Origin of the sequence: Sphingomonas aracearum, from assembly GCF_003345355.1 — a bacterium.
In the GTDB taxonomy this organism is placed as follows: domain Bacteria; phylum Pseudomonadota; class Alphaproteobacteria; order Sphingomonadales; family Sphingomonadaceae; genus Sphingomonas; species Sphingomonas aracearum.
The window spans coordinates 218,305-242,252 of record NZ_QQNB01000003.1 but is presented as its reverse complement, the minus strand read 5'-3'; the positions used below and the strand labels follow the sequence as shown (position 1 = coordinate 242,252).

The window sequence follows — 23,948 nt, the reverse complement described above, 5'->3', positions numbered from 1 at the left end:
GCTCAGCCGCTACTCAGGACGAACGGCATTGGCAATGACGCCCGCTCACACCGCGCGCTTCAAGGCCCAGCTGATATTGGCCCCGCCCGGCGCCGCCTCGCCGCCGACAACGAGCTGGTGCGTGCGCTGCGGCCGGCCATGCTCGTCGACCCACAGCGACTCCTCCACCGTCACCGCCGCCCCGCGGCAGCGGAACTGCCACAGCGCGCCGCCCGGCAGCCGCAGCAGCGCCGCCTGGCCGTCCGCGGTGGGGGAGACCTGCACGCCGCGACCGAGATGGAAGCGCACGGCAAAGGCCAGCGGGCCGCCACGCCGGCGTCGCCCGGCCGGCAGCAGCTGGTCCTCGCCGCGCAGCTCGCGCCCGTCGGCGGTCAGCACCAATTGCCGGCGATGGGTGAAGCCATAGCGGCGGACATAGCCGTCATGGCTCGCCTCGATACGGCTGGCGCCTTCGCTTTCCTGGCGGACGAGCTCCACCGCCGAAACCCCGCGGCCGAGCGTGCCGTCGGCATGGATCGCGGTGGAGTTCGAGTCCCCGATCACCAGCGTGGAGTGGGCGGCGGTGGAGCGCAGCGCATCGGCCAGCGCGGCGGGCACCTGCGCGGCCACGTCGCGCGCGCCGCCGCAGTTCACGACGATCCGCGCCGGCCCGTCCGAGAATTCGAAGGCGAGCGTCGAGGCGCAGCCGCCGGCCACCACCCGCGCGACCGGCGGCGGCGCGGCGTCCAGCACCAGCACCGCGCCGCCCGAGGCGAGCCGCTGATAGCCCCAGTCGCGAGACTGGCGCAGCGGCCGCGCGCGCACGCCGCTGCCCTCAATCGCCTGGGCCAGCCGCTCGGCGCCGAACGGGCCGCCGCCCTGCCAGCTCGACAAGGCGCCATCGCCGTGCAGCAGCGTGAGCAGGGCCGGCACCATGCGGGTGACCGTCTGTTCCAGGATCGCCGGCGGATCGATCCGCCGCGCCCAATAACATTCGCGCAAAGATCCCAGCAGCATCACGATGTCGAGCTGCGCCATGCCGGAGCGCGCGACATTGCCGCCATCCTCGTACACCGAGACATGGATCGCGCGCGTGAACATCGCCTCCAGCGCCGCGCGCACCGTGTCGCCGCCCGGCACCAGCAGGTTGGCCGCCAGCACCCCGGATACGGCGGCGATGCGCGGCGCACCGGGCGCGGCCTTGTCCGCCGCGCGGTCGAGATGCCGGGCGCCGCGCGCCAGCGTGTTGAGCACGCGGCTGCGGTAGACGAGGTCGCCCGACGACAGGATCAGCGGCGCATGCGCCGTCCAGAACAGGATGCGCCGGCCCCACAGGTCGCCGCGCCAGGCCGGCTCGGTGACGAGGTCGGCATGGGCGTCCAGCCAGCGGCGCATGATCGCTTCGGCGATCGGGATCGCGTTGGCGCGGGTGGCGACGCTGGACAGGTCGCGCAGCCAGGCAAAGCTGTGCAGATACTCGGCAAACGGCTTGCCGAAGCTGCCGCGCGCCAGGTCCAGGTCGGCAATGGCGTGGCTCTCGCCGCGATAGCTGATCCGCCCCTCGAGCAGCGCGCGCCCTCGCTCCACATCGCCGAAAAAGGGATCGTCGGGCACCGCGATCAGCTTCAGCGGATGCCGCCCGCGCAGGCGCAGGCCGTGGATCGGCGTGCGCCAGGTCAGGCGGTGAAACCGCTCCGCCATGCGCTCCGCCAGCGACAGCCCCTTGTCGCCGCCCAGCGTGATGAGGCGCTTGCCCTCGTCGATGCCGTCCGGAGCGGGGCCGTCAGGCGAAGGGCCGCCCGGGGCGGAGAGGTCGCGGGGCGGTTCGTTCACTGGCCGCGCAGGGTTCTGATATTTTCGGCATAGGCGGCAGGCCCGCCGCGGAAGGTGGCGGTGCCGGCGACCAGCACGTCGGCCCCGGCGGCGATCGCGCGCGGGGCGGTGCCGTGATCGATGCCGCCGTCCACCTCGAGATCGACAGGCAGGCCCGCCTTGTCGATCATGCGGCGGATTGCCTCGATCTTGCGCAACTGGCTGTCAATGAAGCTCTGCCCGCCGAACCCGGGATTGACGCTCATCACCAGGACGAGATCGACCTCCTCCAGCAGATAGTCGAGCGCCTTGGCCGGCGTCTGCGGCGTCAGCACCACGCCGGGCCGCTTGCCGAGCTGGCGGATGCGCTGCAGCGTGCGGTGCGTGTGGGGGCTGGCCTCGACATGCACGGTGATGCCGTCCGCACCCGCTTCGGCGAACGCTTCCAGATACGGGTCCACCGGGGCGATCATCAGGTGGACGTCGAACGGCTTGGCGGAGTGCGGGCGCAGCGCCTTCACCACCGCGGGCCCGATCGAGATGTTGGGCACGAAATGCCCGTCCATCACATCGACATGGATCCAGTCCGCCCCGGCGGCATCGATGGCGCGCACTTCCTCACCCAGCTTGGCGAAATCGGCGGACAGGATCGAGGGCGCGATGCGGACGGACATGGGCTCCGGCTTTACCATCGCCAAGCGCCCCTGCAAGCGGTTCAGCTGTCGCGACGGAGCCTCGCGATGAAGAAGCCGTCACAGCCTCCTTCCGCCTCCAGCATGCCGGGCAGCGTGCGCACCCAGCCCTGTGCGGCCGGCGCGATGCCGGCGGGCAGCTCGTCCGCCTGCACCGGATCGAGCGAGAACCGGCCATCGCGCGCCAGAAAGCGGCCGAGCTGCTCCTCGCCCTCCTCCGGCTCCAGCGAGCAGGTGGCGTAGACAAGCGTGCCGCCCGGTTTCACCCAGCCGGCGGCGCGGTCGAGCAGGGCCGTTTGCAACGCCGCCATGTCCGCGATCAGCTGCGGGCGGGTGCGGTGCAGCACGTCGGGGTGGCGGCGGAAGATGCCGGTGGCGCTGCACGGTGCGTCCAGCAGCACCGCATCGGCCGGCGCGGGCGGCGACCATTGCCGCAGGTCGGCGGTGACGACCTTCGCCTCCAGCCCGGTGCGGGCGAGGTTCTCGTGAAGGCGCGCCAGACGCCTGGCGGACACGTCCACCGCCGTCACCTGCCAGCCGGCGGCGGCCAGTTGCAGCGCCTTGCCGCCCGGTGCCGCGCACAGGTCGAGCGCCACGCCGGTGCCGCGCCCGATCAGCCGGGCGGGGAGCGACGCGGCGAGGTCCTGCACCCACCAGTCGCCCGTCGAGAAGCCCGGCAGTTCGGTGACGTTGCCCGGCTCGCGCCGGAGATGGCGCGGCAGGAGCGAGACGCCTTCGGGCTTCTCGGCATCGTCGCGCTGCAGCGACAGGTCGAGCGGCGGCGGCACGGCAATCGCGCGCGCGGCGGCGGCGGCGACGTCCTCACCCCACGCCATCGCCCAGCGCTCCGCCACCGCTGCCGGCAGCGCCGGCACCTCCGGCAGCGTCGCGCCACCGCGGGTCAGCGCGCCGAACACGCCGTGCACCAGCTTGCGCGGGCCGCCCTCGACCAGCGGCAGCACGGTGGCGATCGCGGCGTGGGGCGGGGTGCCGAGCGCCAGCGTCTGGACCAGCGCGATGCGCAGCGCGAACCGCGCCTTGGCGTCGTCCGGCAGGCGCTGGCGGGTCGCCGAGTCGATCAGCGCGTCGAGATCGGGCAGGCGGCGCAGCGTCTCGGCGGCGATGGCATGGGCAAGCGCGCGGTCGTCGGCCCGCTCGATCCCCTGCGTCGCGCGCGGCAGCGCCTGTTCCAGCGCCAGCCCCTGCCGCAGCACGGCATCGAGCAGGCGCAGCGCGGCGCGGCGTGCGGGGAAACCGGGGGGATCGCTGGGACGGGAAGCCATTGCGCCCCCTAACGCACGGCGCGCCGCTTGCCAAAGCCAGGGCGCGGACCGACATGTCGCTCATGTCCAAGCGCCCCGACCATGTGAAGCCGCCGGCCTATCTGTCGCCCAACCCGCCGGTGCCCGCCCCGCAGCCGGGCAAGCGGCCGGACAAGGATCCGCTCGGCCTCGATCCCACCCGCAACGGCGACTGGGAGCTGAAGGGCATCGCCGTCGATTTCTGAGGGCGGTCGTTCAGCGGTCCGCAGGGATTGCGCGACGTTGTGGGATGGATCAGCATTCCCGCGAGATGTTTCGCGACGTTCCCGTGCAGGTCTGGCTTCTCCTCCTGCTCGCGGCGATCGCGGCGGTGCCGGCGAGGAACGTCGTCGCGCACCTGACCGGATGGGGTCCGAGCGACGCCAACGAACCGGCGGACACGATGGGGCTCGGCAAGGGCGTGGCGATAGTGGCCGCGGCGCTCGCGCTGGGTATCTTCATCTTCACCCAGGCTGCCGCGGACATGGCGCGCGCGCCGCGCTTCTTCCCTCTTATCGAGCTCGGGCTCGGTGGCGCGGCCCTCTGGACGGTGTGGAAGGCCTATAAGGGGGGCAATGCGGAGCCGCTCCTGCGTGGCGTGACCTGGCGCTTCGAGCGGTTGGGCCAGCCGATTCGCTACTGGTCGTCGGTGGGCTGGAACCTGTTGCTCGGCAGCGTGCTGGTCCTTGTCGGCGGGCAGCAGTTCCTCGATGCGCCGAAGCAGGTCATCCAGGACAGATGCAGGAACGACAAGGATCGCTGGTCCGCGGCGGAGGCACTTGCGGCCTGCAACGAGGCGCTGGCGGATGGGGATGCCCCTCGTGGCGATCTGATCTTCAGCCGGGGAACGGCGCTTTATACACTGGGCCGGTATGATGCGGCGGAAGCGGATTATGCCGCCGCTCTGCGCAGCGATCCGGACAGCTCGGCAGCGCACTACAATCTTGGCTTGGTACGCGAGCGGCGCGGGCGGCGCGAACAGGCCGTGGCTGACTATTCGGCGGCCATCCGCCTCGATCCCGGCAACACGGACGCCCATTTCAACCGCGGGCGGATCCTGATGCAGGCGGGCCGCATCGATTCGGCGATTGCCGACTTCACCGCCGCGCTCGAGCGAGAGCCGGGGCGGTCGGATCTGCTTGCCGGTCGAGGCCTTGCTTTTGCCTGGAAACGGGACCGCACCCGCGCCGAACGCGATCTGGCCGGGGTGGCGACGAGCGACCCCAGCTACGTGATCGCGCTGCATGGCAAGGCGGTCCTTGCGCTATATCGCGACGATCTCGACGGTGTCGTAAGAATGCTGAGCGCTGCCATCGCGCGCGCGCCTGCGGATGGCTGGGCCTATGCAATGCGGGCCGGGGCCTATCGTCACCTCGGAGAAGCCGACAGGGAGGCCGCCGACCGCCGGGCAGCGGAGCGCCTCCGGGCCCGACACGGCCGCCCAGGCGCGAAGGACTGAGCGGGCGGCGTCGGAGGTATTCGGACAAGGAAAAGGCCCGGCTCCCACAAGGGAACCGGGCCTCTTTCCTGTCCGGATCAGCCGATCAGCTAAGCGGTGCGAGGTTCACCGCGGCATACTTGCCGCGACGGTCGACCTCGAGCTCGAACTCCAGCTTGTCGCCTTCGTTGAGCGTCGGCATGCCCGCGCGCTCCACGGCGGAGATGTGGACAAAGGCGTCCGGCTGGCCATCGTCGCGCTGGATGAAGCCGAAGCCCTTCATGGCGTTGAAGAACTTCACGGTGCCCGTGGCCTTCTCGCCGGTCAGCTGACGCTGCGGGCCGCCGGCACCGCGCGGTGCGCCGCCCGGCGCGCCCATGCCGCCGGCGTCGGGACGCGGACCGCGGTCCTGCACCGGCATCGGCTCGCCGTCGATCTTCAGCTCGGTGGCCGAGATGCGGCCGCCGCGATCCACCAGGGTGAAGCCGAGCGGCTGGCCCTCGGCCAGGCCGGTCAGGCCCGCCTGCTCGACAGCGGAGATGTGCACGAACACGTCTTCGCCGCCGTCATCGCGCACCACAAAGCCGAAACCCTTTTGCGCGTTGAAGAACTTCACCACGCCGGTGCCTTCGCCGACGACCTGCGGCGGCATGCCGCGGCCACCGCCGCCGCCACCACCAAAGCCGCCGCCACCGCCGCCGCGGAAACCGCCACCGCCGCCGCCGCCATAGCCGCCGCCACCGCCGAAGCGATCGCCGCCGCCGCCACCGCTGCCGCCGCGATAGCCACCGCCACCGCCGCCGCCATAACCGCCGCCACCGCCAAAGCGGTCACCGCCGCCAAAGCCGCCGCCGCCGAAATCGTTGAAGCCGCCGCCGCCGCCGCCGAAATCGTCGCCGCCAAAGCCATCGCGCTTGTCGCGGCCACGTCCACCGCGGTTCCCGCGGCCACCCTTATCGAAACTCATGCCCTGTTCGTCTTCCCGGCTCGTCCATTCACTGCCATACAGCCGGCGCCGGACGAAAGCGCGAGCGTACGAACGCCAAACCTAAAGCGTTTGCGACTCACCGTAGCGCAAATATCGCCACCCGGAAAATGATTTCGTCAGAAATGCGGCGCCAAGACCCCCTCTGTGTCTTTTCCGCCGCGGATTGGCGCTTTGCAAGCCGGGACGCTGCGGCTAGTCCGGCGCAATGGCCGTTTTCCTGCACGAAGAAGATATTCCCGCCGACCTGTTCGCCCCCGGCGCCTCCATCGCCGTGGACACCGAGACGATGGGCCTCCTCACCCCGCGCGACCGGTTGTGCGTGGTGCAATTGTCGGACGGCGGCCCGGACGAGCACCTGGTGCGCTTCGGCCCGGACAGCAGCTATGCCGCCCCCAACCTCAAGGCGCTGCTCGCCGATCCGGCGCGCGTGAAGCTCTACCATTTCGCCCGCTTCGATCTGGCGGCGGTGAAACACTATCTCGGCGTGGATGCCGCGCCGGTTTACTGCACGAAGACCGCCTCGCGCCTGGTGCGCACCTATACCGATCGCCACGGGCTGAAGGAGCTGGTGCGCGAGCTGCTCGGCCAGGACATCTCCAAGCAGCAGCAATCGTCCGACTGGGGCGGCCCGGTGCTCAGCGAGGCGCAAAAGGATTATGCCGCCTCCGACGTGCGCTTCCTCCATCGCCTGAAGGAGGAGCTGGACCGCCGCCTGGTGCGCGAAAAGCGGGTGGAACTGGCGCAGGCCTGTTTCGACTTCCTGCCCCACCGCGCCGCGCTGGATCTTGCCGGCTGGCCGGAAGTGGACATCTTCGCGCATGTCTGAGCAGGCGCGCCGCATGCGCTCGGCCCGGCAGGTCTGGGCCGCGCCCGGTTCCAGCCACGACCGGGTTATCGCGGTGTCGCGCACCGCCCTGCCGGTGGCGATCGGCGTGCTGGCGGCGTTTCTGGTGATGGCCCCGCTCACCATGCGCGGCGACGTGTCCTTTCTGCTCGACAAGAACAAGGTGGAGGTCGCCAAGGAGCGGCTGCGGCTGCAGTCCGCACTGTACCGGGGCGAGGACGGCAAGGGCCGCGCCTTTGCCCTCACCGCCGGCTCCGCGGTGCAGCAGAGCTCGGCCCAGCCCGTGGTGCAGATCAACACGCTCGCGGCCAAGATCCAGCTTGCCGACGGGCCGGCGACGCTGACCGCGCCGCACGGCGCCTATGATCTCGATACCGAGAAGGTGAAGCTGGACGGCGCGCTGAAGTTTCGCGCAACCAATGGCTACCAGCTGGATACCGACGCGGCCACGCTGGATCTGAAGACCAGCCGCATGGAAAGCGACAGCGCCGTTACCGGCCGGGTGCCGCAGGGAAGCTTCAGCGCCAACCGCATGCGCGCGGACCTCGAGAACCAGACCGTTTCCCTCGACGGCAATGCCCGCTTGCGGATCGTGCCGCGAGGGACGAAATAACCCGTCATGCAGCGCCCGCTTCTCCTGCTCGCCTCCCTGGCCGTGATCGCCTCGCCCGTGCTGGCGCCCGCCCTGCTCGCCCAGGGCCGGCACAACAGCCAGGCGCCGATCAACTTCAGCGCCAATCATATCGAGCTGCAGGACAAGGCGAACCGCGCGGTGCTGTCCGGCAACGTTTCGGTGCAGCAGGCGGAGATGAACCTCACCGCCAGCCGCATGACCGTCGCCTATACCGGCCAGGTGGTGGACGGCAGCCCGCAGGTCTCGCGCCTGGATGCGACCGGCGGCGTTACCGTCACCCGCCCGGGCCAGACCGCGCGCGGCCAGTACGGCATCTACGATCTCAACCGCCGCGTCATCACCATGCTCGGCGGCGTCACGCTGACCCAGGGCGGGAACAGCGTGAACGGCAGCCGGCTGGTCATCAATCTCGACACCGGCCGCGCGACCATCGACGGCAACGCGGCGGTGGGTGGCGGCTCGGCCGGCAACGGCGGCACCGTGCGCCAGTCGGGCGGGCGCGTGACGGGCACCTTCTCCGTTCCCAAGCGGCAGTAACCCGTCTTTTCCCGCCGGATGGTCGCAGCCGGGCTTCCCTCCGAACGCCGGCTGAGGCATGGCTATGCACGAAGCACGCCAAACGGACCGGCGGTAAGCTTCTGGTAACCATGAAGTGCGAGGAGCCGTGCCCATGACCGCGCTCGATACCCTGGACGCTCCCACGCCGATCCACGAGGATCCGGTGGCCAACGGCCTGTCGGTGATCTCCATCGCCAAGGCCTATGACAAGCGTCCGGTGCTGACGGACGTGTCCGTGTCGGTCGCCAAGGGCGAGGTGGTCGGCCTGCTCGGCCCGAACGGCGCCGGCAAGACGACCTGCTTCTATTCGGTGATGGGGCTGGTGAAGCCCGATTCGGGCCGCATCCTGCTGGATGGCGACGATATCACCGGCCTGCCCATGTACCGCCGCGCGATCCTGGGGCTGGGCTACCTGCCGCAGGAGACGTCAATCTTCCGCGGGCTTTCGGTGGAAAAGAACATCCTCACCGTGCTCGAGCTTGCCGAGCCCGAGCCGGAGGCGCGCGCGCGCCGGCTGGAAACGCTGCTGGAGGAGTTCGGCCTCACCCGCCTGCGCCACTCGCCGTCGATGGCGCTGTCCGGCGGCGAGCGGCGCCGCGCGGAAATCGCCCGCGCGCTGGCGGCGAACCCGTCGATCATCCTGCTGGACGAGCCGTTCGCCGGCATCGACCCGATCTCCATTGCCGACATCCGCGACCTGGTGAAGGACCTGAAGCGGCGCGACATCGGCGTGCTCATCACCGACCACAATGTGCGCGAGACGCTGGAAATCGTCGATCGCGCCTACATCATCTATGACGGCCGGGTGCTGTTCACCGGATCGCCGGAGGAGCTGGTGCAGGACGCCAATGTCCGCCGGCTGTACCTCGGCGAGGGCTTCTCGCTGTAGCGCCATGCCCGGCTGCTCCCGTCTCGTCCCGATCCTGGTGGCGCCCCGATGAGCCTCGCGCCGCGCCTCGACCTGCGGCAATCGCAGTCGCTGGTGATGACGCCGCAGTTGCAGCAGGCGATCCGCCTGCTCGCGCTGTCCAACCTGGAGGTGGAAGGCTTCATTGCCGAGGAGCTGGAGAAGAATCCGCTGCTCGAAGCCACGGTGCCGGACGACGAGGCGCCGGTGATCGAGCGGGAGGCGCCGCCCGAGCGCGACGCGCCGGCTGCCGCGGACGAACTCGTCCTTGTCGGGGAAGGCACGGGCGAGGCCGCGCTCGACGTGGATCTGGGCGCCGAGTCCTTCCACCATGACAGCCCGGCCGATGGCGGCGGCGGGATGGACGGCGCGCTGGGCGTGAGCGGCGTTTCCGGGCCGGGCGCGGAGGACGGACCCGACTTCGACAGCTTCGCCGCGGCCGATCTCAACCTGGCCGACCATCTGCTCGCGCAGGCCGGGCTGGCGGTGGACGGCGCGGACCTGTTCATCGCGGCGCATCTGATCGACCAGATCGACGAGGCGGGCTATCTCACCGCCTCCTTGCTGGACATCGCCAATCGCCTGGGCGTGCCGCTGGCGCGCGTGGAGGCGGTGCTGGCGGTGGTGCAGACGTTCGAGCCGACCGGCGTCGGCGCGCGCAGCCTGGCGGAGTGCCTGACGCTGCAGGCCAGGGAGGCGGACCGCTACGATCCGTGCATGGCGCGGCTGATCGACAATCTCGATCTGGTCGCCCGCGGCGACATGGCGCGCCTTCGCCGGGTGTGCGACGTGGACGACGAAGATCTTGCCGACATGATCCGCGAGCTGCGCGGCTATGATCCCAAGCCCGGCTGCCGCTATGGCGGGGAGCCGACGCAAAGCGTGGTGCCGGACGTCTATGTCGCGAAAGCCAAGGGCGGCTGGGCGGTGGAGCTGAACAACGCCACCCTCCCCCGCGTGCTCGTCAACCGCAGCTATTACCAGGAGCTGTCGGGCGGGCCGCAGGACAAGTCCAGCAAGGCGTGGCTCTCCGATTGTCTCGCCAGCGCCAACTGGCTGGTCAAGGCGCTGGACCAGCGCCAGCGCACCATCATCCGCGTCGCCACCGAGATCGTGCGCCAGCAGGAGGCGTTCTTCCTGCACGGCGTGGCGCATCTGAAGCCGATGACGCTGCGCCAGATCGCCGACGTGATCGAGATGCACGAATCGACGGTCAGCCGGGTGACGTCGAACAAGTACCTGCATTGCGCGCGCGGCCTGTTCGAGCTGAAATACTTCTTCACCTCCGCGATCCAGTCGGCCGATGGCGGCGAGGCGGTGTCGGCGCAGGCGGTGAAGTCGGCGCTGCGCGCACTGATCGCCGCGGAAAGCCCCAAGGCGATCCTGTCCGACGACACGCTGGTCGAGATGCTCAACGCCAAGGGCTTCGACATCGCCCGGCGCACGGTGGCGAAATATCGCGAGGCGATGAACATCGGCAGCTCGGTGCAGCGCCGCCGCCAGAAGGCGCTGGAGGGGAGCTAAGCGCCCAGCGCGTTCGCGACGACCGCCGGGCGTGCTTCCTCCTGCAACTGATCCATGGTGCATTGACGCGGCGCCTTGTCCGGGCGCCAGCGCAGGAAGCGCGTGCCATGGCGAAAGCGACGGCCGGTGACATGGTCGTAGCGGACCTCGGCGATCAGGTCGGCGCGCAGCGGCTGCCATGCGGCGGAACGCTCCGTGGACCAGCGCGACGGCCCGCCGGGCGCATCGCCAGTGAAGCCGGGCGCCTCGATCAACGGCTCCAGCCTGGCGGTGAGCGCCGCCCGCTCGCGCGCGGCGATGCCGGAGGTGAAGCCGACATGATGGAGCAGCCCGGCATCGTCATAGAGACCCAGCAGGAGCGAGCCGACTGAGCGGGCGCCGCTGGTGTAGCGAAAGCCGCCCACGACGCAGTCCGCGGTGCGCATGCGCTTGACCTTCACCATGTCGCGCTCGCCGGCCCGGTAGGGCTGGTCGAGCCGCTTGGCGACCACGCCGTCAAGGGCACCGCCCGCACTCGCCAGCCAGTCGCGCGCGGTGGCGGGATCCTGGGTTGCGGGGGACAGACGCAGGGTCGGCGAGGGATGCTCCGCCAGCCAGCGCTCCAACCGCAAGCGGCGCTCGGCCAGCGGTCGGTCGAGCAAGGCGCCGGCGTCCCACAGGCAATCGAACAGCATCAGTTGCGCGGGCGTTTCTGCCGCCAACCGGCGGATGCGGCTTTCGGCGGGGTGCAGCCGCATCTGCAACGCCGAGAAATCAAGGCTGGCCCCGACCGGGATGATCAGCTCTCCATCGAGCACCCAGCGCCCGCCGACCGCGTCCAGCCCGGCGACGACTTCGGGAAAGTAGCGCCCGAGCGGCTTGCCGCCCTTGGACATCAGGGTCACGGTGCCGCCATCGCGAAAGGCCAGGCAGCGAAAGCCGTCCCATTTGGGCTCGAACTGCCAGCCGCCCTCGTCGGGCAGGCTGTCCTGCAACCGCGCTTCCATCGGCGCGAGGGCGAGATCGGGAAACGGCATGGCAGACCAACGCACGAGCGCGCCGGTTGACACGCGCGCCGCCCGGCCGAACAGGCGAGCAAATGCTGGACCGTCTCCCCCCCGACTGGCGCGCGGCGCTGAACAACCGGGTCGACGCGCCACCGCTCGAGCACTTGCAGGCTTTCCTGGCATGCGAGGTGGAGGCGGGAAAGCGCCTCTTCCCGGCGCAGGCCGACTGGTTTCGCGCGCTCGAGCTGACGCCGCTCGCCGCCGTTCGCGTGGTGATCCTGGGGCAGGACCCCTATCATGGCGAGGGTCAGGCGCACGGCCTCGCCTTCTCCGTGCCGCCGGGCGTCCGACCGCCGCCCAGCCTCGTCAACATCTTCAAGGAGCTGGAAGCCGATCTGGGGCTGGCGCGGCCGCACCATGGGCTGCTGGAGCATTGGGCGCGGCAGGGCGTGCTGCTGCTCAACACGGTGCTGACGGTGGAGCTGGCGACGGCCGGCGCGCATCAGGGGCGCGGGTGGGAAGCGCTGACCGACGCGATCATCCGCGCGGTGGATGCGCAAGGCGCGCCCGGCGTCTTCGTGCTGTGGGGCGCCCATGCCCAGAAAAAGGCGGCGCTGGTGCAATCGGACCGGCATCTGGTGCTGCAATCGCCGCACCCCTCCCCGCTGTCGGCGCGGCGGGGCTTTTTCGGCTCGCGGCCGTTCAGCCGGGCCAACGCCTTTCTGGAAGCGAACGGGCGCGGGGCGATCGACTGGCGCCTGCCCTGAGCTACTCCGCGGCCAGCGCCTCGCCTTCCTCGCGCTCGGCCGCCTGCCGGTTCCACATCTCGGCATAAAGGCCGCCGCGCCGCAGCAGCTCGGCATGGGTGCCGCGCTCGGCCACGCGGCCGCCCTCCAGCACCACGATCTGGTCGGCATGGACGATCGTCGACAGGCGGTGGGCGATGACAATGGTGGTGCGCCCCTGCTCCACCCCCCGCAGCGTCTCCAGGATGTCGGCCTCGGTGCGGCTGTCCAGCGCGCTGGTCGCCTCGTCCAGGATCAGGATCGGCGGATCCTTCAGGAGGGTGCGCGCGATCGCCACCCGCTGCTTCTCGCCGCCCGACAGCTTGAGGCCGCGCTCGCCGACGCGGGTGGCATACCCGTCCGGCTGCCGCTCGATGAAGCCGGCGATCGCCGCGCCGCGGGCCGCCGCCTCGATCTCGGCCTCGCTCGCGCCTTCCCGGCCATAGGCGATGTTGTAGCCGATCGTGTCGTTGAACAGCACGGTGTCCTGCGGCACGATGCCGATCGCGGCGCGCAAGGAGCCTTGCGTCACCTCGGCGATGTCCTGCCCGTCAATGGTGATGCGCCCGCCGTCCGGGTCGTAGAAGCGGTACATCAGCCGCGCCAGCGTCGACTTGCCCGCGCCGGACGGCCCCACCACCGCCAGCGTCTGGCCCGCGGCCACGTCCAGCGAAATGCCCTTGAGGATCGGCTGGCCGGGCTCATAGCCGAAGCGCAGGTCCTCGAAGCGCACATGGCCGGCCGCCACCCGGAGCGGCGGCGCGCCCGGTGCGTCGGTCACTTCGGAGCGGGTGTCGATCAGGTCGAACATGGCGCCCATGTCCAGCACGCCCTGGCGGATCGTGCGGTACACCATGCCGAGCAGGTCGAGCGGCCGGAACAGCTGCGACAGCAGGGTGGACACCAGCACCACGTCACCGGGCGAGAAACGCCCGTCGCGCCAGCCGAGCACCACCAGCGCCATGCCGCCGCCCAGCATCAGGTTGGTGATCGCCGCCTGCCCGATGTTCAGCCAGGCCACGCTGTTCTCGCTGCGGGTCGCGGCGCTGGAATAGGCGGCCATGGCCGCATCGTAGCGACGCGCCTCCCGCGCCTCGGCACCGAAATACTTCACCGTCTCGAAATTGAGCAGCGAATCGACCGCGTGGGCGACCGCGCCGGTATCGAGATCGTTCATCCGCATGCGCAAGGCCGATCGCCAGTCGGTCACCTTGCGGGTGAAAACGATGTACACCGCCACCATCGCCAGGGTGGAGACCACCAGCCACACGCCGAACCGCGTCCAGAAGATGCCGAGCACCAGCCCGAGTTCGAGCACCGTCGGCGCGATGTTGAACAGGAGGAAATAGAGCATCGTGTCGATGCTCTTGGTGCCGCGCTCCACCACCTTGGCGACCTCGCCCGTGCGCCGTTCCAGGTGGAAGCGCAGCGACAGGCGGTGGAGGTGGGCGAAGACGTTGCTCGCCAGCCGGCGGGTCGCCTCCTGGCCCACCCGCTCGAACACCACGTTGCGCAAATTGTCGAACAGGGTCGCGCCGAACCGCGCGGCGGCATAGCCGACCACCAGCAGCACCACGAGGCTCGCCACGCCGCGCTGCTCTCCGGCCATGCGATCCACCGCCCCTTGCAGGGCAAAGGGGGCGCCATAGACCTGGACGACCTTGGAGAAGCCGACGAGCGCCATGGCCAGCACGATGCGCAGGCGCAAGGCGGGGCGATCCGCGGGCCAGAGATAGGGAAGAAACCGGCGCAGCGTCGGCAGCAGCGGCGGCTCGGCGCGGGTCGGAACGGTCATCGGGGGCATCGCTCCCCCATGTAGGAAGCATGCGCGCCGCGGCAACGGCTCGTCGCAACCGAGGAACCTACAGCCGCCCGGGGCATTGATTTGCCGCAAGGTCGGGAGTGTGGCGTATGGAACCCGTATACTTCGTGATGGCGATCCTGGGCTGCGGCGATGCGTCGCAGGGATGCCAGCAGGCGCGGGTGGAACCGGCGCATTATGCCAGCGCGGCGCAGTGCCAGGCGGCGATGCCCGCGGCGCTCGCGCGCAACACCGACCTCGATTACCCGGAAATCAGCGCGGCGTGCCGGTCGTCGGGCCTGCAGATGACCGGAACGAAGAGCGCGCGCCGCGCCGGGTAACGCCGCGCCGGGTGAAGAGGCCGGGTGACTGGGCCGGGTGACTGGGCCGGGTGACTGGGCCGGGTGACTGGGCCGCGTAACTGGGCCGCTCAGTCCTTCCAGCCCCAATAGAGCTGCGCCGGCGGCACGTTCCACCATTCCATGTCGTGGTCGACGCGGCCGAGATAGGGCGCGATGAAGTCGCGGCACTTGGGGCTGAACTGATAAACGAGAAAGGCGCCGCCCGGCCGCAGCACGTTGGCGGTCGCCTGGCCGATCGCGTCGCCCACGCCGGCCGGCAGCGTGGAGAAAGGCAGGCCGGACAGGACGTAGTCCGCCTTCTCGAACCCATGATCGCGCACGATCTGTTCCACGTCCGCCGCCGAGCCGTGCACCGCGAAGAAGCGCGGGTCGGCGATTTCGTGGCGCAGGTAGCGAATGAAGTCCGGGTTGGTGTCGATCGCGATATACTTGCCGTCCGCCGGCAGCCGATCGAGCACTTCGCGGCAGAAGGTGCCGACACCGGGGCCGTATTCCACGAACAGCCTGGTGTTGGCCCAGTCCACCGGCTTCAGCATCTTGCGGATCAGCTTGCCGGAGGACGGCACGATCGAGCCCACCATCACCGGGTGCTTGAAGAACCCCTGGAGAAACATGCTCCAGGGCGAAGGAACGCCGGCTTCCTTGCGTCGCTGACGGCGCGCGGCGGCGGTGGATGCGGTCACGGGCATTCCTTGTTCTGTAACGTACGGTTCGGCCATGCGATGGCAAACCTGCAACGAACATTCAAGCGATCGGGTTGCGCCGGCCTCGCTCCGCCGGGACGAAGGCCGCCGGCGGGGGCTTGCGCGACCGCTCGCGGGGCGTCACGAAGGGCGCGATGGGAGAGGACCGGCACGGTCAGACCGCTATTGTCTTCACGTCCGCGCGCACCGCGGACGACGAGGAAGGCTATTCCCGCGCCGCCCGGGCGATGGAGGCACTGGCCGCCGAGCAGCCCGGCTTTCGCGGGATGGAATCGGCAAGAGGCGCCGACGGCATCGGCATCACCGTCAGCTACTGGGCCAACGAGGAAAGCGCTGTCGCGTGGCGCGCGCATGCCGATCACCGCGCCATTCGCGAGCAGGGCCGCGAGCGCTGGTACGACTGGTACCGGGTGACAGTGGCCCGCGTCGAGCGCGGCTATTCGTGGACAGGCGGATGAAGAGCCCGCCGCGCGACTTCGCGCTTCTGTTCGCGGTGATGCTGACGATCGCGGCGGGGAACACCGCGCTGCAATCGGTGCTGCCGGCGCTCGGCAGGTCGCTGGGGGTGGCGGACTCGGCGGTGGCGGCGGCTTTCTCGATCTCGGCGCTCCTGTGGGTGCTCGCCGCGCCGTTCTGGGCGAATAGGTCGGACCGGCACGGGCGACGCGCCATGATCCTGCTCGGCATGGGCGGGTTCACCGTGTCGCTGCTGCTGTGCGGGCTGTTCCTGACCGCAGGCATCAACGGCTGGATCGGCGGCACGGCGGCGTTCGGCCTCTTCATCGTCGGGCGGCTGATCTATGGCAGCTGCGGGGCGGCCGCGCCGCCGGCCGTTCAGGCGCTGGTGGCGGGTCGTACCACGCGGGAGGAGCGCACCAAGGCGCTGACGCTGCTCGGCTCCGCCTTTGGCCTGGGCACCATCCTGGGGCCGGCGATCGCACCCTATCTGACGCTGGGCCATCTGGGCGGGGTGGAGATCGGGCTGGCCGGCCCCGCTTTCCTGTTCTCCGCCTTCGGCCTGGCGATGTTCCTGGCGGTGCTGCGCCAGCTGCCGGACGATCGGGGCCTCACCGCCGAGGCGCATGGGGCGGCCAACGCCTATCCGTCGATCGGCGGCCAGGCCTCGGGCGCCAGCGTGGCGGCGGCGGTAGAGCCGCATGTGGAGCATGTCGGCTATCTCGACCCGCGCGTGCGCGCCTGGATGCTGCTGGGGCTGGTGATGGGCCATGCGCAGGCGATGACCGGGCAGGCGATCGGCTTTCTGGTGATCGACCGGCTCGGCGTTGCACCGGCGGCCGCGTTGCAGCCGACCGGGCTGGTGCTGATGATCGGCGCGGGATCGGCCCTGCTGGTGCAATGGGGGCTGATCCCGCTGTTCGACCTCAAGCCGCGCCAGCTGGTGATCGTCGGCCTTGCCGTGGCGGCGGCGGGCACCGCGCTGACCGGCCTTTCCCCGTCGCTCTACGGCATCGCGCTCGCTTATGGCCTGGCGTCCGCCGGGTTCGGCTTCGTGCGGCCGGGCTTCACCGCCGGTGCCTCGCTGGCGGTGGGGCCCGCGGCCCAGGGATCGGTCGCCGGCAAGGTGACGAGCGTCAACGGCGCCAGCTTCGTGCTGGGGCCGTCGATCGGCGTCGCGCTCTACCAGGCGCACCATGCGCTGCCGTACCTGCTGGCCGGCGGCGCGCTGGTGCTGCTGCTGGTTTATGCGTTGAAGGCGTTGCGGGAAGCCTGAGCCGCCCACTCCGACCGTTCGTTCTGAGTAGCCCCTGGCGCCGCGAAGCGGGACTTCGCTTGCGCCCGGTCCCTGGCCGGGGCGAACGGAGCTGGGCGACGGGAGACGGGTCAATCGCTGCCCTTCGGCCCCCGCGGGGTGAGCTGGCCCGGCGTGATGAAGCCGAGCGGCTGGATCGCCGCCGCGTCCTGCTTCAACCGCGAGGCCATCTGCTCGTACTCCCGCTCCATCTCCGCCGTCACGCTGGCGCGCGATTCGGTGAGCGCTTCCTCGAAGTCGGACATGTAGACCTCGCGCGCGCCCAGCGACCGGCGCAGCGCGGTAAGGCCGGCGCGGCGCACCACATCCTCCAGATCCGCGCCCGTGAAGCGATCGGTGCGCGCGGCGACCGCATCGAGATCGACGTCGCCGGCCAGCGGCATCTTCTGCGTCTGGATGGCGAGAATGCGGCGACGCCCTTCCTCGCCGGGAACGCCGACATAGACCAGCTCGTCGAAACGGCCCGGCCGCAGAAGCGCGGGATCGATCAGGTTGGGCCGGTTGGTCGCGCCGATCACCACCACCGATTGCAGCTCCTCCAGCCCGTCCATCTCGGCCAGGATCGTGTTGACCACGCGCTCGGTCACCTGCGGCTCGCCCAGGCCGCCGCCGCGCGCGGGCACCAGGCTGTCGAGCTCGTCGATGAAGATCACGCAGGGCGCCACCTGCCGCGCGCGCTGGAACAGGCGGGCGATCTGCTGCTCGCTCTCACCATACCATTTGCTGAGCATGTCGGAGGATTTGGTGGCGATGAAGTTCGCCTCCGCCTCGCGCGCCACCGCCTTGGCCAGCAAGGTCTTGCCGGTGCCGGGCGGGCCATAGAGCAGGAACCCCTTGGCCGGGCGGATGCCGAGCCGCCGGAACGCGTCCGGGTCCTTCAGCGGCAGCTCCACGCCCTCGCGCAGCCGCTCCTGCGCCTTGTCGAGCCCGCCGACATCGTCCCAGCGGACGCGCGGCGCCTCCACCATCACCTCGCGCATGGCGGACGGCTGGACGCGCTTCAGCGCTTCCAGGAAGTCCTCGCGGGTGACCGCCAGCGTGTCGAGCACCTCCGGCGGGATCGTGCCCTCCGACAGGTTCAGCCTGGGCATGATCCGGCGCACCGCCTCGATCGCCGCCTCGCGCGCCAGGGCGGCGAGGTCGGCGCCGACAAAGCCGTAGGTGGTGCGTGCCAGCTCGTTCAGGTCCACGCGGTCGCCCAGCGGCATGCCGCGGGTGTGGATGGCCAGGATCTCGCGACGCCCGCGCTCGTCCGGCACGCCGACCACGATCTCGCGGTCGAACCGGCCCGGCCGGCGCAGCGCCTCGTCGATCGCTTCCGGCCGGTTGGTGGCGGCGATGATGACGATGTTGGCGCGCGCTTCCAGCCCGTCCATGAGCGTCAGCAGCTGCGCGACGAGCCGCTTCTCCGCCTCGCCGGAAACCTGCCCGCGCTTGGGCGCGATCGAGTCGATCTCGTCGATGAAGATGATCGCGGGCGCATTGGCGTTCGCTTCCTCGAACACCTGGCGCAACCGGCCTTCCGACTCGCCATAGGCCGAGCCCATGATCTCGGGGCCGTTGATGAGGAAGAACTGCGCGTCGCTTTCGTTCGCCACCGCGCGCGCCAGCCGCGTCTTGCCGGTGCCGGGAGGCCCGTAGAGCAGCAGCCCCTTGGGCGGATCGACGCCCAGCCGCTGGAACAGCTCCGGATAGCGCAGCGGCAGCTCCACCATCTCGCGCAGCTGGTCGATGGTCGGCCCCATGCCGCCGAGATCGTCATAGGTGACGTCCGCCCGGCGCGTCTCGCGCGGTTCCTCATATTCGGCGCGCAGCTCGATCTCGGTGTTCTCGTCGACATGCACGACGCCGCGCGGCGTGGTGGCGATCACCGCCAGGCGGATCTCCTGCAAGGCATAAGCCGGCGCGCGCAGGAACTGCTGCACGCCCGGCGGCATGTTGTCGACGCGCTGCTGGCCCGCCGTCGCCACCACGTCGCCCTGGTGCAGCGGCCGGCCGAAAAAGGTGCGCTTCAGCGCCTGGGTGGAGCCTTGCAGCCGCAGGTTCTGCTGCGCCGGCGCGAACACCACGCGGGTCGCCGGCTTCGACTCGACGGCGCGCACCTCCACGAAGTCGCCGGAGCCGACCCCGGCATTGGCGCGCTGCAGGCCGTCGATGCGGATGATCTCCAGCCCCTCGTCCTCGGGATAGGGCGCCACCGCGCGCGCGGGGGTGGAGGACTTGCCGATGATCTCGATCACGTCGCCTTCGCCGATGCCCAGCGCCGCCAGCAGCCCGCGCGGCACATGCGCCAAGCCGCGCCCCGAATCCTCGGGCCGCGCATTGGCCACCTGCAGCCTCTGCGTTTGTGCTTCGCCGTCGGCCATCGCGCGTGATCCCTCGCTCATTCGGAAAAAGTGGAGCGCGCGAGATAGGGGGCCGGTTCCGCCGACGCCACCTGCCGGACACATCGACAGCGAAGAGGCTTGAAAACGGACAAAAAAAAGGCCGATCCAAAGGACCGGCCGTGAAAGTTTTAGGAGAGGATGCCTGAAAGGCCCGTTCCTTCTGCCGTCCGGACGTTCATTGTGCAAGTGCGAAATAAAAGCTTGCGAGTACGCTTTTTGCAACTGTACGAGGGGGCCGCAGGAGGAGCAGGCGGCACTTTCGAGCGGTTGGTATTTGCCGCAGTGCACAACAAGGCCGCCACGAAAAGGCAGGGCGAGAATGCGCAGACTACCCCCGTTGACCGCGATCGAGGCATTCGTGCAGGTCGCCCGGCTCGGCTCGATCAAGGCCGCGGCGCAGGAACTGGCGCTGTCCCCGCCCGCGCTCAGCCGCCGGGTGCAGGCGCTGGAACGGTTCATCGGCAAGCCGCTGTTCGAGCGTCGTCACCAGGCCGTGGTGCTGAACGGCGACGGAGAGCGGCTGCTGGCACAGATCGCCCCGGCGCTGGACAGCCTGTCGGATGCGGTGGAGATGATGACCAGCGGCACGGAGGTGCTGCGCCTGCGGCTCGGCATCCTGCCGCTGTTCGCCTCGCAGCGCCTGTTCCCGCATCTGGGCGAGCTGCGCGCGCGGCATCCGGAACTGCACCTCGACATCGACACCACCAGCCACAGCCTGTCGCGCTTGGGCGAAGGGCTGGACGTGGCGATCACGCTGGCGCGCGAGATCGATCCGGCGCTGTATGCCCGCAAGCTGGACCGCAACCGCGTCTATGTGATCGGCTCGCGGCGCCTGCTGGAGCGGGACGATCCGGTGGTGCGCCCGCAGCAGCTGGCGGGCCTCACCGCGCTGATCCACCGCGACATGCCCGACACGTTCAGCGCCTGGAAGCAGGCCACGGGGCTTGCCGGCATCGAGCCGCTGGCGGTGGACCATTTCGATTCGGGCGCGCTGATGCTGGAGGCGGCGGCGCAGGGGCTGGGCGTGGCCTTCATGCTGGAAAGCCATTTCGAGGACGCCAACGATCCGCGGCTCGTCCGGCTCTTCGACCTCGATGTCGAGAGCCCCTATTCCTACTGGTTCGTCTGCCGCCCCCGCGCGCTCACCCAGCGGCCGGTGAAGCTGTTCCACGACTGGCTGATGGACGCGGTGGCGGAGAAGGGGGCGTAGGTTCGGCGGCAAACAAACGTCACCCCGGCCTCCGTGCCGGGGTCCACCGTCCCGCAAGCGCTGCCATCGCTGCACGTGCGGAACGGTGGATGCCGGAACAAGTCCGGCATGACGGTGACACTGTTTACGCCGCGGTCGCCTTGACGATCTTGCCCGGCTGGCGCGGCGGCTCGCCCTTGGGCAGCGCGTCGACATGCTCCATGCCTTCGATCACTTCGCCCCACACCGTATACTGGCCGTCCAGGAAGCGGGCGTCGTCGAAGCAGATGAAGAACTGCGAATTGGCGGAGTTCGGGTCCATGGTGCGCGCCATGGACGCGACGCCGCGCACGTGCGGCTCCTTGGAGAATTCCTGCTTGAGGTTCGGCTTGGTGGAGCCGCCGGTGCCGTCGCCGCGGCCGCCGTCGCCGCCCTGCGCCATGAAGCCGGGGATCACGCGGTGGAACGGCACGCCGTCATAAAAGCCCTCGTTCGCCAGCTCGGCGATGCGCGCGACATGGTTGGGGGCAAGATCGGGGCGCAGCTTGATGACGACATCGCCGGTATCGAGCGTCAGCGTCAGCGTTTCGGGCGTATCGGCCATGGTGGTTCCTTTATCTGGTCGGCCGGCAGGTAGGGGCTGATCGGACCTGGCGCAACGGCTGGCCTCGCGAGGTTGGCATTGCTGCACCGCGGCGCTACGGACTTGGCGGAGTTTACCGCGTAACGGGAGGTCGGACAGGATGAGCGAGACCGAACCCGATACCCTCGCGCCCGAGGTCCGCGAGGACGAGCTGGACGAGGACGATCTCCTCAAGCCCGAATTCGTCCGTGCGGTGCTCGATGCGGTGGAGGAAGAACGGCCGGAGGAAGCGCGCGCGCTGGTCGAGCCGCTGCACCCGGCGGACGTCGCCGACCTGTTCGAGATCGTGCCCGCCGATCGCCGCCGCGATCTGGCCAAGGCGATCCACGACCTGGTCGATGCCGACGTCTTCGCCGAGCTCAACGATTATGTCCGCGAGGAGCTGATCGACGCGCTGGATGCGCGCGAGGTGGCCGACATCGCTTCCGAGCTCGACACCGACGATGCGGTGGCGATCCTCGAGGACATGGACGTGGAGGACCAGCGCGAGGTCCTGCGCGCGATGGAGCCGGACGATCGCGCCGCGATCGAGGAGGCCTTGTCCTACCCCGAGGAGTCCGCCGGCCGCCTGATGCAGCGCGACCTCGTCGCGGTGCCGGAGCATTGGACGGTGGGCGACGTACTCGACTATCTGCGCGGCCATGACGAGCTGACCACCGATTTCTGGGAGATCTTCGTGGTCGATCCGGCGCACAAGCCGGTCGGCACCTGCGCCCTGTCGTGGATCCTGCGCACGCCGCGCCGGATCCCGGTGGGCGACGTGATGGCGCGCGAGCAGACGCTGATCCCGGTCGACATGGACCAGGAGGAAGTCGCGCTGCGCTTCCAGAAATACGCGCTGATCTCCGCGGCGGTGGTGGACGGCAACGGCCGGCTCGTCGGCATGATCACCGTCGACGACGTGGTGCACATCATCCAGGAGGAAGCCGGCGAGGACACGCTGCTGCTGTCCGGCGCGGGCGATGGCGACATCAACGAGCCGATCGCGCTGACCGTGCGCACGCGGCTGACCTGGCTGGTGGTCAATCTCGGCACGGCGATGCTCGCCTCGTCGGTGGTGGGGCTGTTTCAGGGCGAGATCGCGAAGTTCGCGCTGCTGGCGGTGCTGATGCCGATCGTGTCGGGCATGGGCGGCAATGCCGGCACGCAGACGCTGGCGGTGGTGGTGCGCGCGATCGCCACCAACCAGCTGACCGACACCAACACCTGGCGCATGGTGCGGCGCGAGATCACCATCGCGATGGCGAACGGCGCGTCGCTGGGCGTGCTGATCGGGCTGGGCACGCTGCTGGTGTTCCACAATCCGGGCCTGTCGGTGGTGATCTGCCTGGCGATGATCATCAACAACCTGATCGCCGGGCTGGGCGGGGTGCTGGTGCCGATCACGCTGGACCGGTTGCGGGTGGACCCTGCCGTGTCGTCGGCGGTGTTCGTGACGACGCTGACCGATACCGGCGGTTTCCTGTCGTTTCTCGGGCTCGCCACGCTCTGGGGCCTTGGCGGATAGGCGGACGCGCCCATATCGCCCCGCATGCTGCATCTGACCAAGGTGGCGTTCGGGGTGGGAAATCTCGAGGCGCTGATCGAGCGCTGGCGCGTTCGCGAGGAGGACGGGCCGTTCGCGCTGGGCACGCGCTACCTGCCCAAGCGGCACGAGGAAGTGACCGGCGCCGGATCGATGTTCTGGATCCTCAAGCACCAGCTGGTCGCACGTTCGCCGATCCTCGGCTTTGCCGAGGCGGAGGGTGGACGCACCGCCATCCTGTTGTCCCCGCATCTGGTGCTCGTACGTCCGCGGCCGAAGCGCGCGCACCAGGGCTGGCGCTATCTGGAAGCGGACGATGCGCCGGCCGACATGGGAGCGGCCGGCGAGGCGGCGATGCTGCCGGCGCGGCTCGCCGGGGAACTCGCGGAGCTAGGGCTGCTTTGATCCGCAGGCGATCGGGCCGGCGGCCTCGCGGTTGACGGTGCACGCCGGATTGCCCGCCACCGCCACGCTGCCCAGCCCCGTGCTGGTGATCGCGGCGGTGTAGCGCGCCGCCGCCGAGACCGCGCCGGTGCCGTCCAGCCGCACGACAAGGTCGTTGGCGGCGAGCGTCCCCGCCTCGATCGTGCCCGAACCGTTGCTCAGCAGCCGCGTGCGCGCCGCTCGGCCGGCCAGCCGCAGCGAGCCGCTGCCGATCACCGAGGCGTCGAGCTGGTCGGCGGCGATGCCGTCGGCCGCGAGGGCGCCGGTGCCGGACAGCGTCAGGTCCACCCGCTGACCCTTCATGCCGGCGATCGCCACCCGCCCGCCGCCATTGGCCTGCACCGCGCGCAGCGTGGGCGTGCCGAGCGTCAGGACGATCGGTTGCGTGGTCGCGGCGCGCGGGCGCTCGCCCCATCCTTGTCCGCCGAGCCGCACCGTCAGGGTGGTGCCGTCCACCGTGACCGAGAGTCGGTCCAGCATCTCGGCGTCGCCGGTCGCGCGCGCGGCCGGCGAACGGCCCGACGCCAGCCGCACCTCGAACGGGCCGTCGATCCGCACGCGATCGAAGCTGGTGACGGTGAAGCCGCGCTCGGCGGCGAGCGCGGGCGCGGGCAGGAGCAGCGCCAGAAGGGCAAGCAGGCGGTTCATCGCCTCAGCCTTCCCCGCCGGGCCGG

The 23,948-nt window shown here is 70.2% G+C and carries 24 protein-coding genes; 14 read left to right on the top strand and 10 right to left on the bottom strand.

Annotated features, from left to right (window positions below):
- Nucleotides 1-45: 45 nt before the first annotated feature.
- The 3 genes from DVW87_RS14210 to DVW87_RS14200 form a co-directional block, all read right to left on the bottom strand.
- Nucleotides 46-1,680 carry a heparinase II/III family protein gene (locus tag DVW87_RS14210; RefSeq protein ID WP_114688763.1) on the bottom strand — a complete coding sequence of 545 codons (1,635 nt, stop codon included), beginning with the start codon at nt 1,678-1,680 and terminating at the stop codon, nt 46-48.
- Nucleotides 1,681-1,808: 128 nt separating this feature from the next.
- Complete coding sequence (rpe, locus tag DVW87_RS14205) at nt 1,809-2,465, bottom strand: ribulose-phosphate 3-epimerase (protein WP_114688470.1); 657 nt, start codon at nt 2,463-2,465, stop codon at nt 1,809-1,811.
- Nucleotides 2,466-2,506: 41 nt separating this feature from the next.
- Entirely contained in the window at nt 2,507-3,766 is a 1,260-nt protein-coding gene (locus DVW87_RS14200) for an RsmB/NOP family class I SAM-dependent RNA methyltransferase (RefSeq protein ID WP_114688469.1), read from the bottom strand.
- A gap of 62 nt (nt 3,767-3,828) precedes the next feature.
- Between DVW87_RS14200 and DVW87_RS14195 the strand changes: the two genes are divergently transcribed.
- Both DVW87_RS14195 and DVW87_RS14190 read left to right on the top strand, forming a co-directional pair.
- On the top strand, nt 3,829-3,990 hold the full coding sequence (locus DVW87_RS14195) for a DUF1674 domain-containing protein (RefSeq protein ID WP_114688762.1): 162 nt from the start codon (nt 3,829-3,831) through the stop codon (nt 3,988-3,990).
- Between the two features lie 44 nt (nt 3,991-4,034).
- Nucleotides 4,035-5,243 (top strand): tetratricopeptide repeat protein, encoded by a 1,209-nt coding sequence (locus DVW87_RS14190; protein ID WP_114688468.1) that lies wholly within the window; start codon nt 4,035-4,037, stop codon nt 5,241-5,243.
- 85 nt (nt 5,244-5,328) lie between these two features.
- Here the strand turns inward: DVW87_RS14190 and DVW87_RS18510 are convergent, their stop codons facing one another.
- Nucleotides 5,329-6,189 carry a cold-shock protein gene (locus DVW87_RS18510; RefSeq protein WP_114688467.1) on the bottom strand — a complete coding sequence of 287 codons (861 nt, stop codon included), beginning with the start codon at nt 6,187-6,189 and terminating at the stop codon, nt 5,329-5,331.
- Between the two features lie 226 nt (nt 6,190-6,415).
- Between DVW87_RS18510 and DVW87_RS14180 the strand changes: the two genes are divergently transcribed.
- From DVW87_RS14180 to rpoN, 5 genes are all read left to right on the top strand, one after another.
- Nucleotides 6,416-7,036 carry a ribonuclease D gene (locus DVW87_RS14180; RefSeq protein ID WP_114688466.1) on the top strand — a complete coding sequence of 207 codons (621 nt, stop codon included), beginning with the start codon at nt 6,416-6,418 and terminating at the stop codon, nt 7,034-7,036.
- Nucleotides 7,029-7,667, top strand: a complete 639-nt coding sequence (gene lptC, locus DVW87_RS14175) for an LPS export ABC transporter periplasmic protein LptC (RefSeq protein WP_114688465.1) — start codon at nt 7,029-7,031, stop codon at nt 7,665-7,667. The genes DVW87_RS14180 and lptC overlap by 8 nt, the downstream gene beginning before the upstream one ends.
- Nucleotides 7,668-7,673: 6 nt before the next feature.
- Nucleotides 7,674-8,225 (top strand): LptA/OstA family protein, encoded by a 552-nt coding sequence (locus DVW87_RS14170; protein ID WP_114688464.1) that lies wholly within the window; start codon nt 7,674-7,676, stop codon nt 8,223-8,225.
- Between the two features lie 133 nt (nt 8,226-8,358).
- Complete coding sequence (lptB, locus tag DVW87_RS14165) at nt 8,359-9,135, top strand: LPS export ABC transporter ATP-binding protein (protein WP_114688463.1); 777 nt, start codon at nt 8,359-8,361, stop codon at nt 9,133-9,135.
- A gap of 48 nt (nt 9,136-9,183) precedes the next feature.
- Nucleotides 9,184-10,677 (top strand): RNA polymerase factor sigma-54, encoded by a 1,494-nt coding sequence (gene rpoN / locus DVW87_RS14160; RefSeq protein WP_114688462.1) that lies wholly within the window; start codon nt 9,184-9,186, stop codon nt 10,675-10,677.
- On the opposite strand, the gene DVW87_RS14155 is transcribed toward rpoN, so the two are convergent.
- Entirely contained in the window at nt 10,674-11,693 is a 1,020-nt protein-coding gene (locus DVW87_RS14155) for an ATP-dependent DNA ligase (RefSeq protein WP_114688461.1), read from the bottom strand. The genes rpoN and DVW87_RS14155 overlap by 4 nt on opposite strands.
- A 62-nt stretch (nt 11,694-11,755) precedes the next feature.
- Between DVW87_RS14155 and ung the strand changes: the two genes are divergently transcribed.
- On the top strand, nt 11,756-12,430 hold the full coding sequence (ung, locus tag DVW87_RS14150) for a uracil-DNA glycosylase (protein WP_114688460.1): 675 nt from the start codon (nt 11,756-11,758) through the stop codon (nt 12,428-12,430).
- Nucleotide 12,431: 1 nt separating this feature from the next.
- Here ung and DVW87_RS14145 read toward each other — a convergent pair whose 3' ends face one another.
- On the bottom strand, nt 12,432-14,252 hold the full coding sequence (locus DVW87_RS14145; protein ID WP_114688459.1) for an ABCB family ABC transporter ATP-binding protein/permease: 1,821 nt from the start codon (nt 14,250-14,252) through the stop codon (nt 12,432-12,434).
- 107 nt (nt 14,253-14,359) lie between these two features.
- On the opposite strand from DVW87_RS14145, the gene DVW87_RS14140 reads away from it, so the two are divergent.
- Nucleotides 14,360-14,590 (top strand): hypothetical protein, encoded by a 231-nt coding sequence (locus DVW87_RS14140; RefSeq protein WP_114688458.1) that lies wholly within the window; start codon nt 14,360-14,362, stop codon nt 14,588-14,590.
- A gap of 89 nt (nt 14,591-14,679) precedes the next feature.
- Here DVW87_RS14140 and DVW87_RS14135 read toward each other — a convergent pair whose 3' ends face one another.
- Nucleotides 14,680-15,300, bottom strand: a complete 621-nt coding sequence (locus tag DVW87_RS14135; RefSeq protein ID WP_181814849.1) for a class I SAM-dependent methyltransferase — start codon at nt 15,298-15,300, stop codon at nt 14,680-14,682.
- Between the two features lie 149 nt (nt 15,301-15,449).
- Between DVW87_RS14135 and DVW87_RS14130 the strand changes: the two genes are divergently transcribed.
- The gene (locus DVW87_RS14130) at nt 15,450-15,773 is read left to right on the top strand and encodes an antibiotic biosynthesis monooxygenase family protein (protein WP_114688760.1); all 324 of its coding nucleotides are present in this window, start codon (nt 15,450-15,452) and stop codon (nt 15,771-15,773) included.
- The gene (locus DVW87_RS14125) at nt 15,770-17,047 is read left to right on the top strand and encodes an MFS transporter (protein ID WP_114688457.1); all 1,278 of its coding nucleotides are present in this window, start codon (nt 15,770-15,772) and stop codon (nt 17,045-17,047) included. Before DVW87_RS14130 ends, DVW87_RS14125 begins: the two co-directional genes overlap by 4 nt.
- 110 nt (nt 17,048-17,157) lie before the next feature.
- On the opposite strand, the gene DVW87_RS14120 is transcribed toward DVW87_RS14125, so the two are convergent.
- Nucleotides 17,158-19,452 (bottom strand): CDC48 family AAA ATPase, encoded by a 2,295-nt coding sequence (locus DVW87_RS14120; protein ID WP_114688456.1) that lies wholly within the window; start codon nt 19,450-19,452, stop codon nt 17,158-17,160.
- 340 nt (nt 19,453-19,792) lie between these two features.
- Here DVW87_RS14120 and DVW87_RS14115 point away from each other — a divergent pair, with 340 nt between their 5' ends.
- Nucleotides 19,793-20,683: a LysR substrate-binding domain-containing protein gene (locus DVW87_RS14115; RefSeq protein WP_114688455.1), complete on the top strand. Its 891-nt coding sequence runs from the start codon at nt 19,793-19,795 to the stop codon at nt 20,681-20,683.
- Between the two features lie 124 nt (nt 20,684-20,807).
- On the opposite strand, the gene DVW87_RS14110 is transcribed toward DVW87_RS14115, so the two are convergent.
- Nucleotides 20,808-21,266 carry a peptidylprolyl isomerase gene (locus DVW87_RS14110; protein ID WP_114688454.1) on the bottom strand — a complete coding sequence of 153 codons (459 nt, stop codon included), beginning with the start codon at nt 21,264-21,266 and terminating at the stop codon, nt 20,808-20,810.
- Nucleotides 21,267-21,405: 139 nt separating this feature from the next.
- On the opposite strand from DVW87_RS14110, the gene mgtE reads away from it, so the two are divergent.
- Together mgtE and DVW87_RS14100 are read left to right on the top strand one after the other, a co-directional pair.
- Entirely contained in the window at nt 21,406-22,812 is a 1,407-nt protein-coding gene (gene mgtE, locus DVW87_RS14105; RefSeq protein ID WP_114688453.1) for a magnesium transporter, read from the top strand.
- A gap of 24 nt (nt 22,813-22,836) precedes the next feature.
- Nucleotides 22,837-23,235, top strand: coding sequence for a DUF1489 family protein (locus DVW87_RS14100; RefSeq protein WP_114688452.1), 399 nt, complete (start codon nt 22,837-22,839; stop codon nt 23,233-23,235).
- Here the strand turns inward: DVW87_RS14100 and DVW87_RS14095 are convergent.
- Nucleotides 23,221-23,922 carry a GIN domain-containing protein gene (locus tag DVW87_RS14095; protein WP_114688451.1) on the bottom strand — a complete coding sequence of 234 codons (702 nt, stop codon included), beginning with the start codon at nt 23,920-23,922 and terminating at the stop codon, nt 23,221-23,223. The genes DVW87_RS14100 and DVW87_RS14095 overlap by 15 nt on opposite strands.
- Nucleotides 23,923-23,948: the final 26 nt, after the last annotated feature.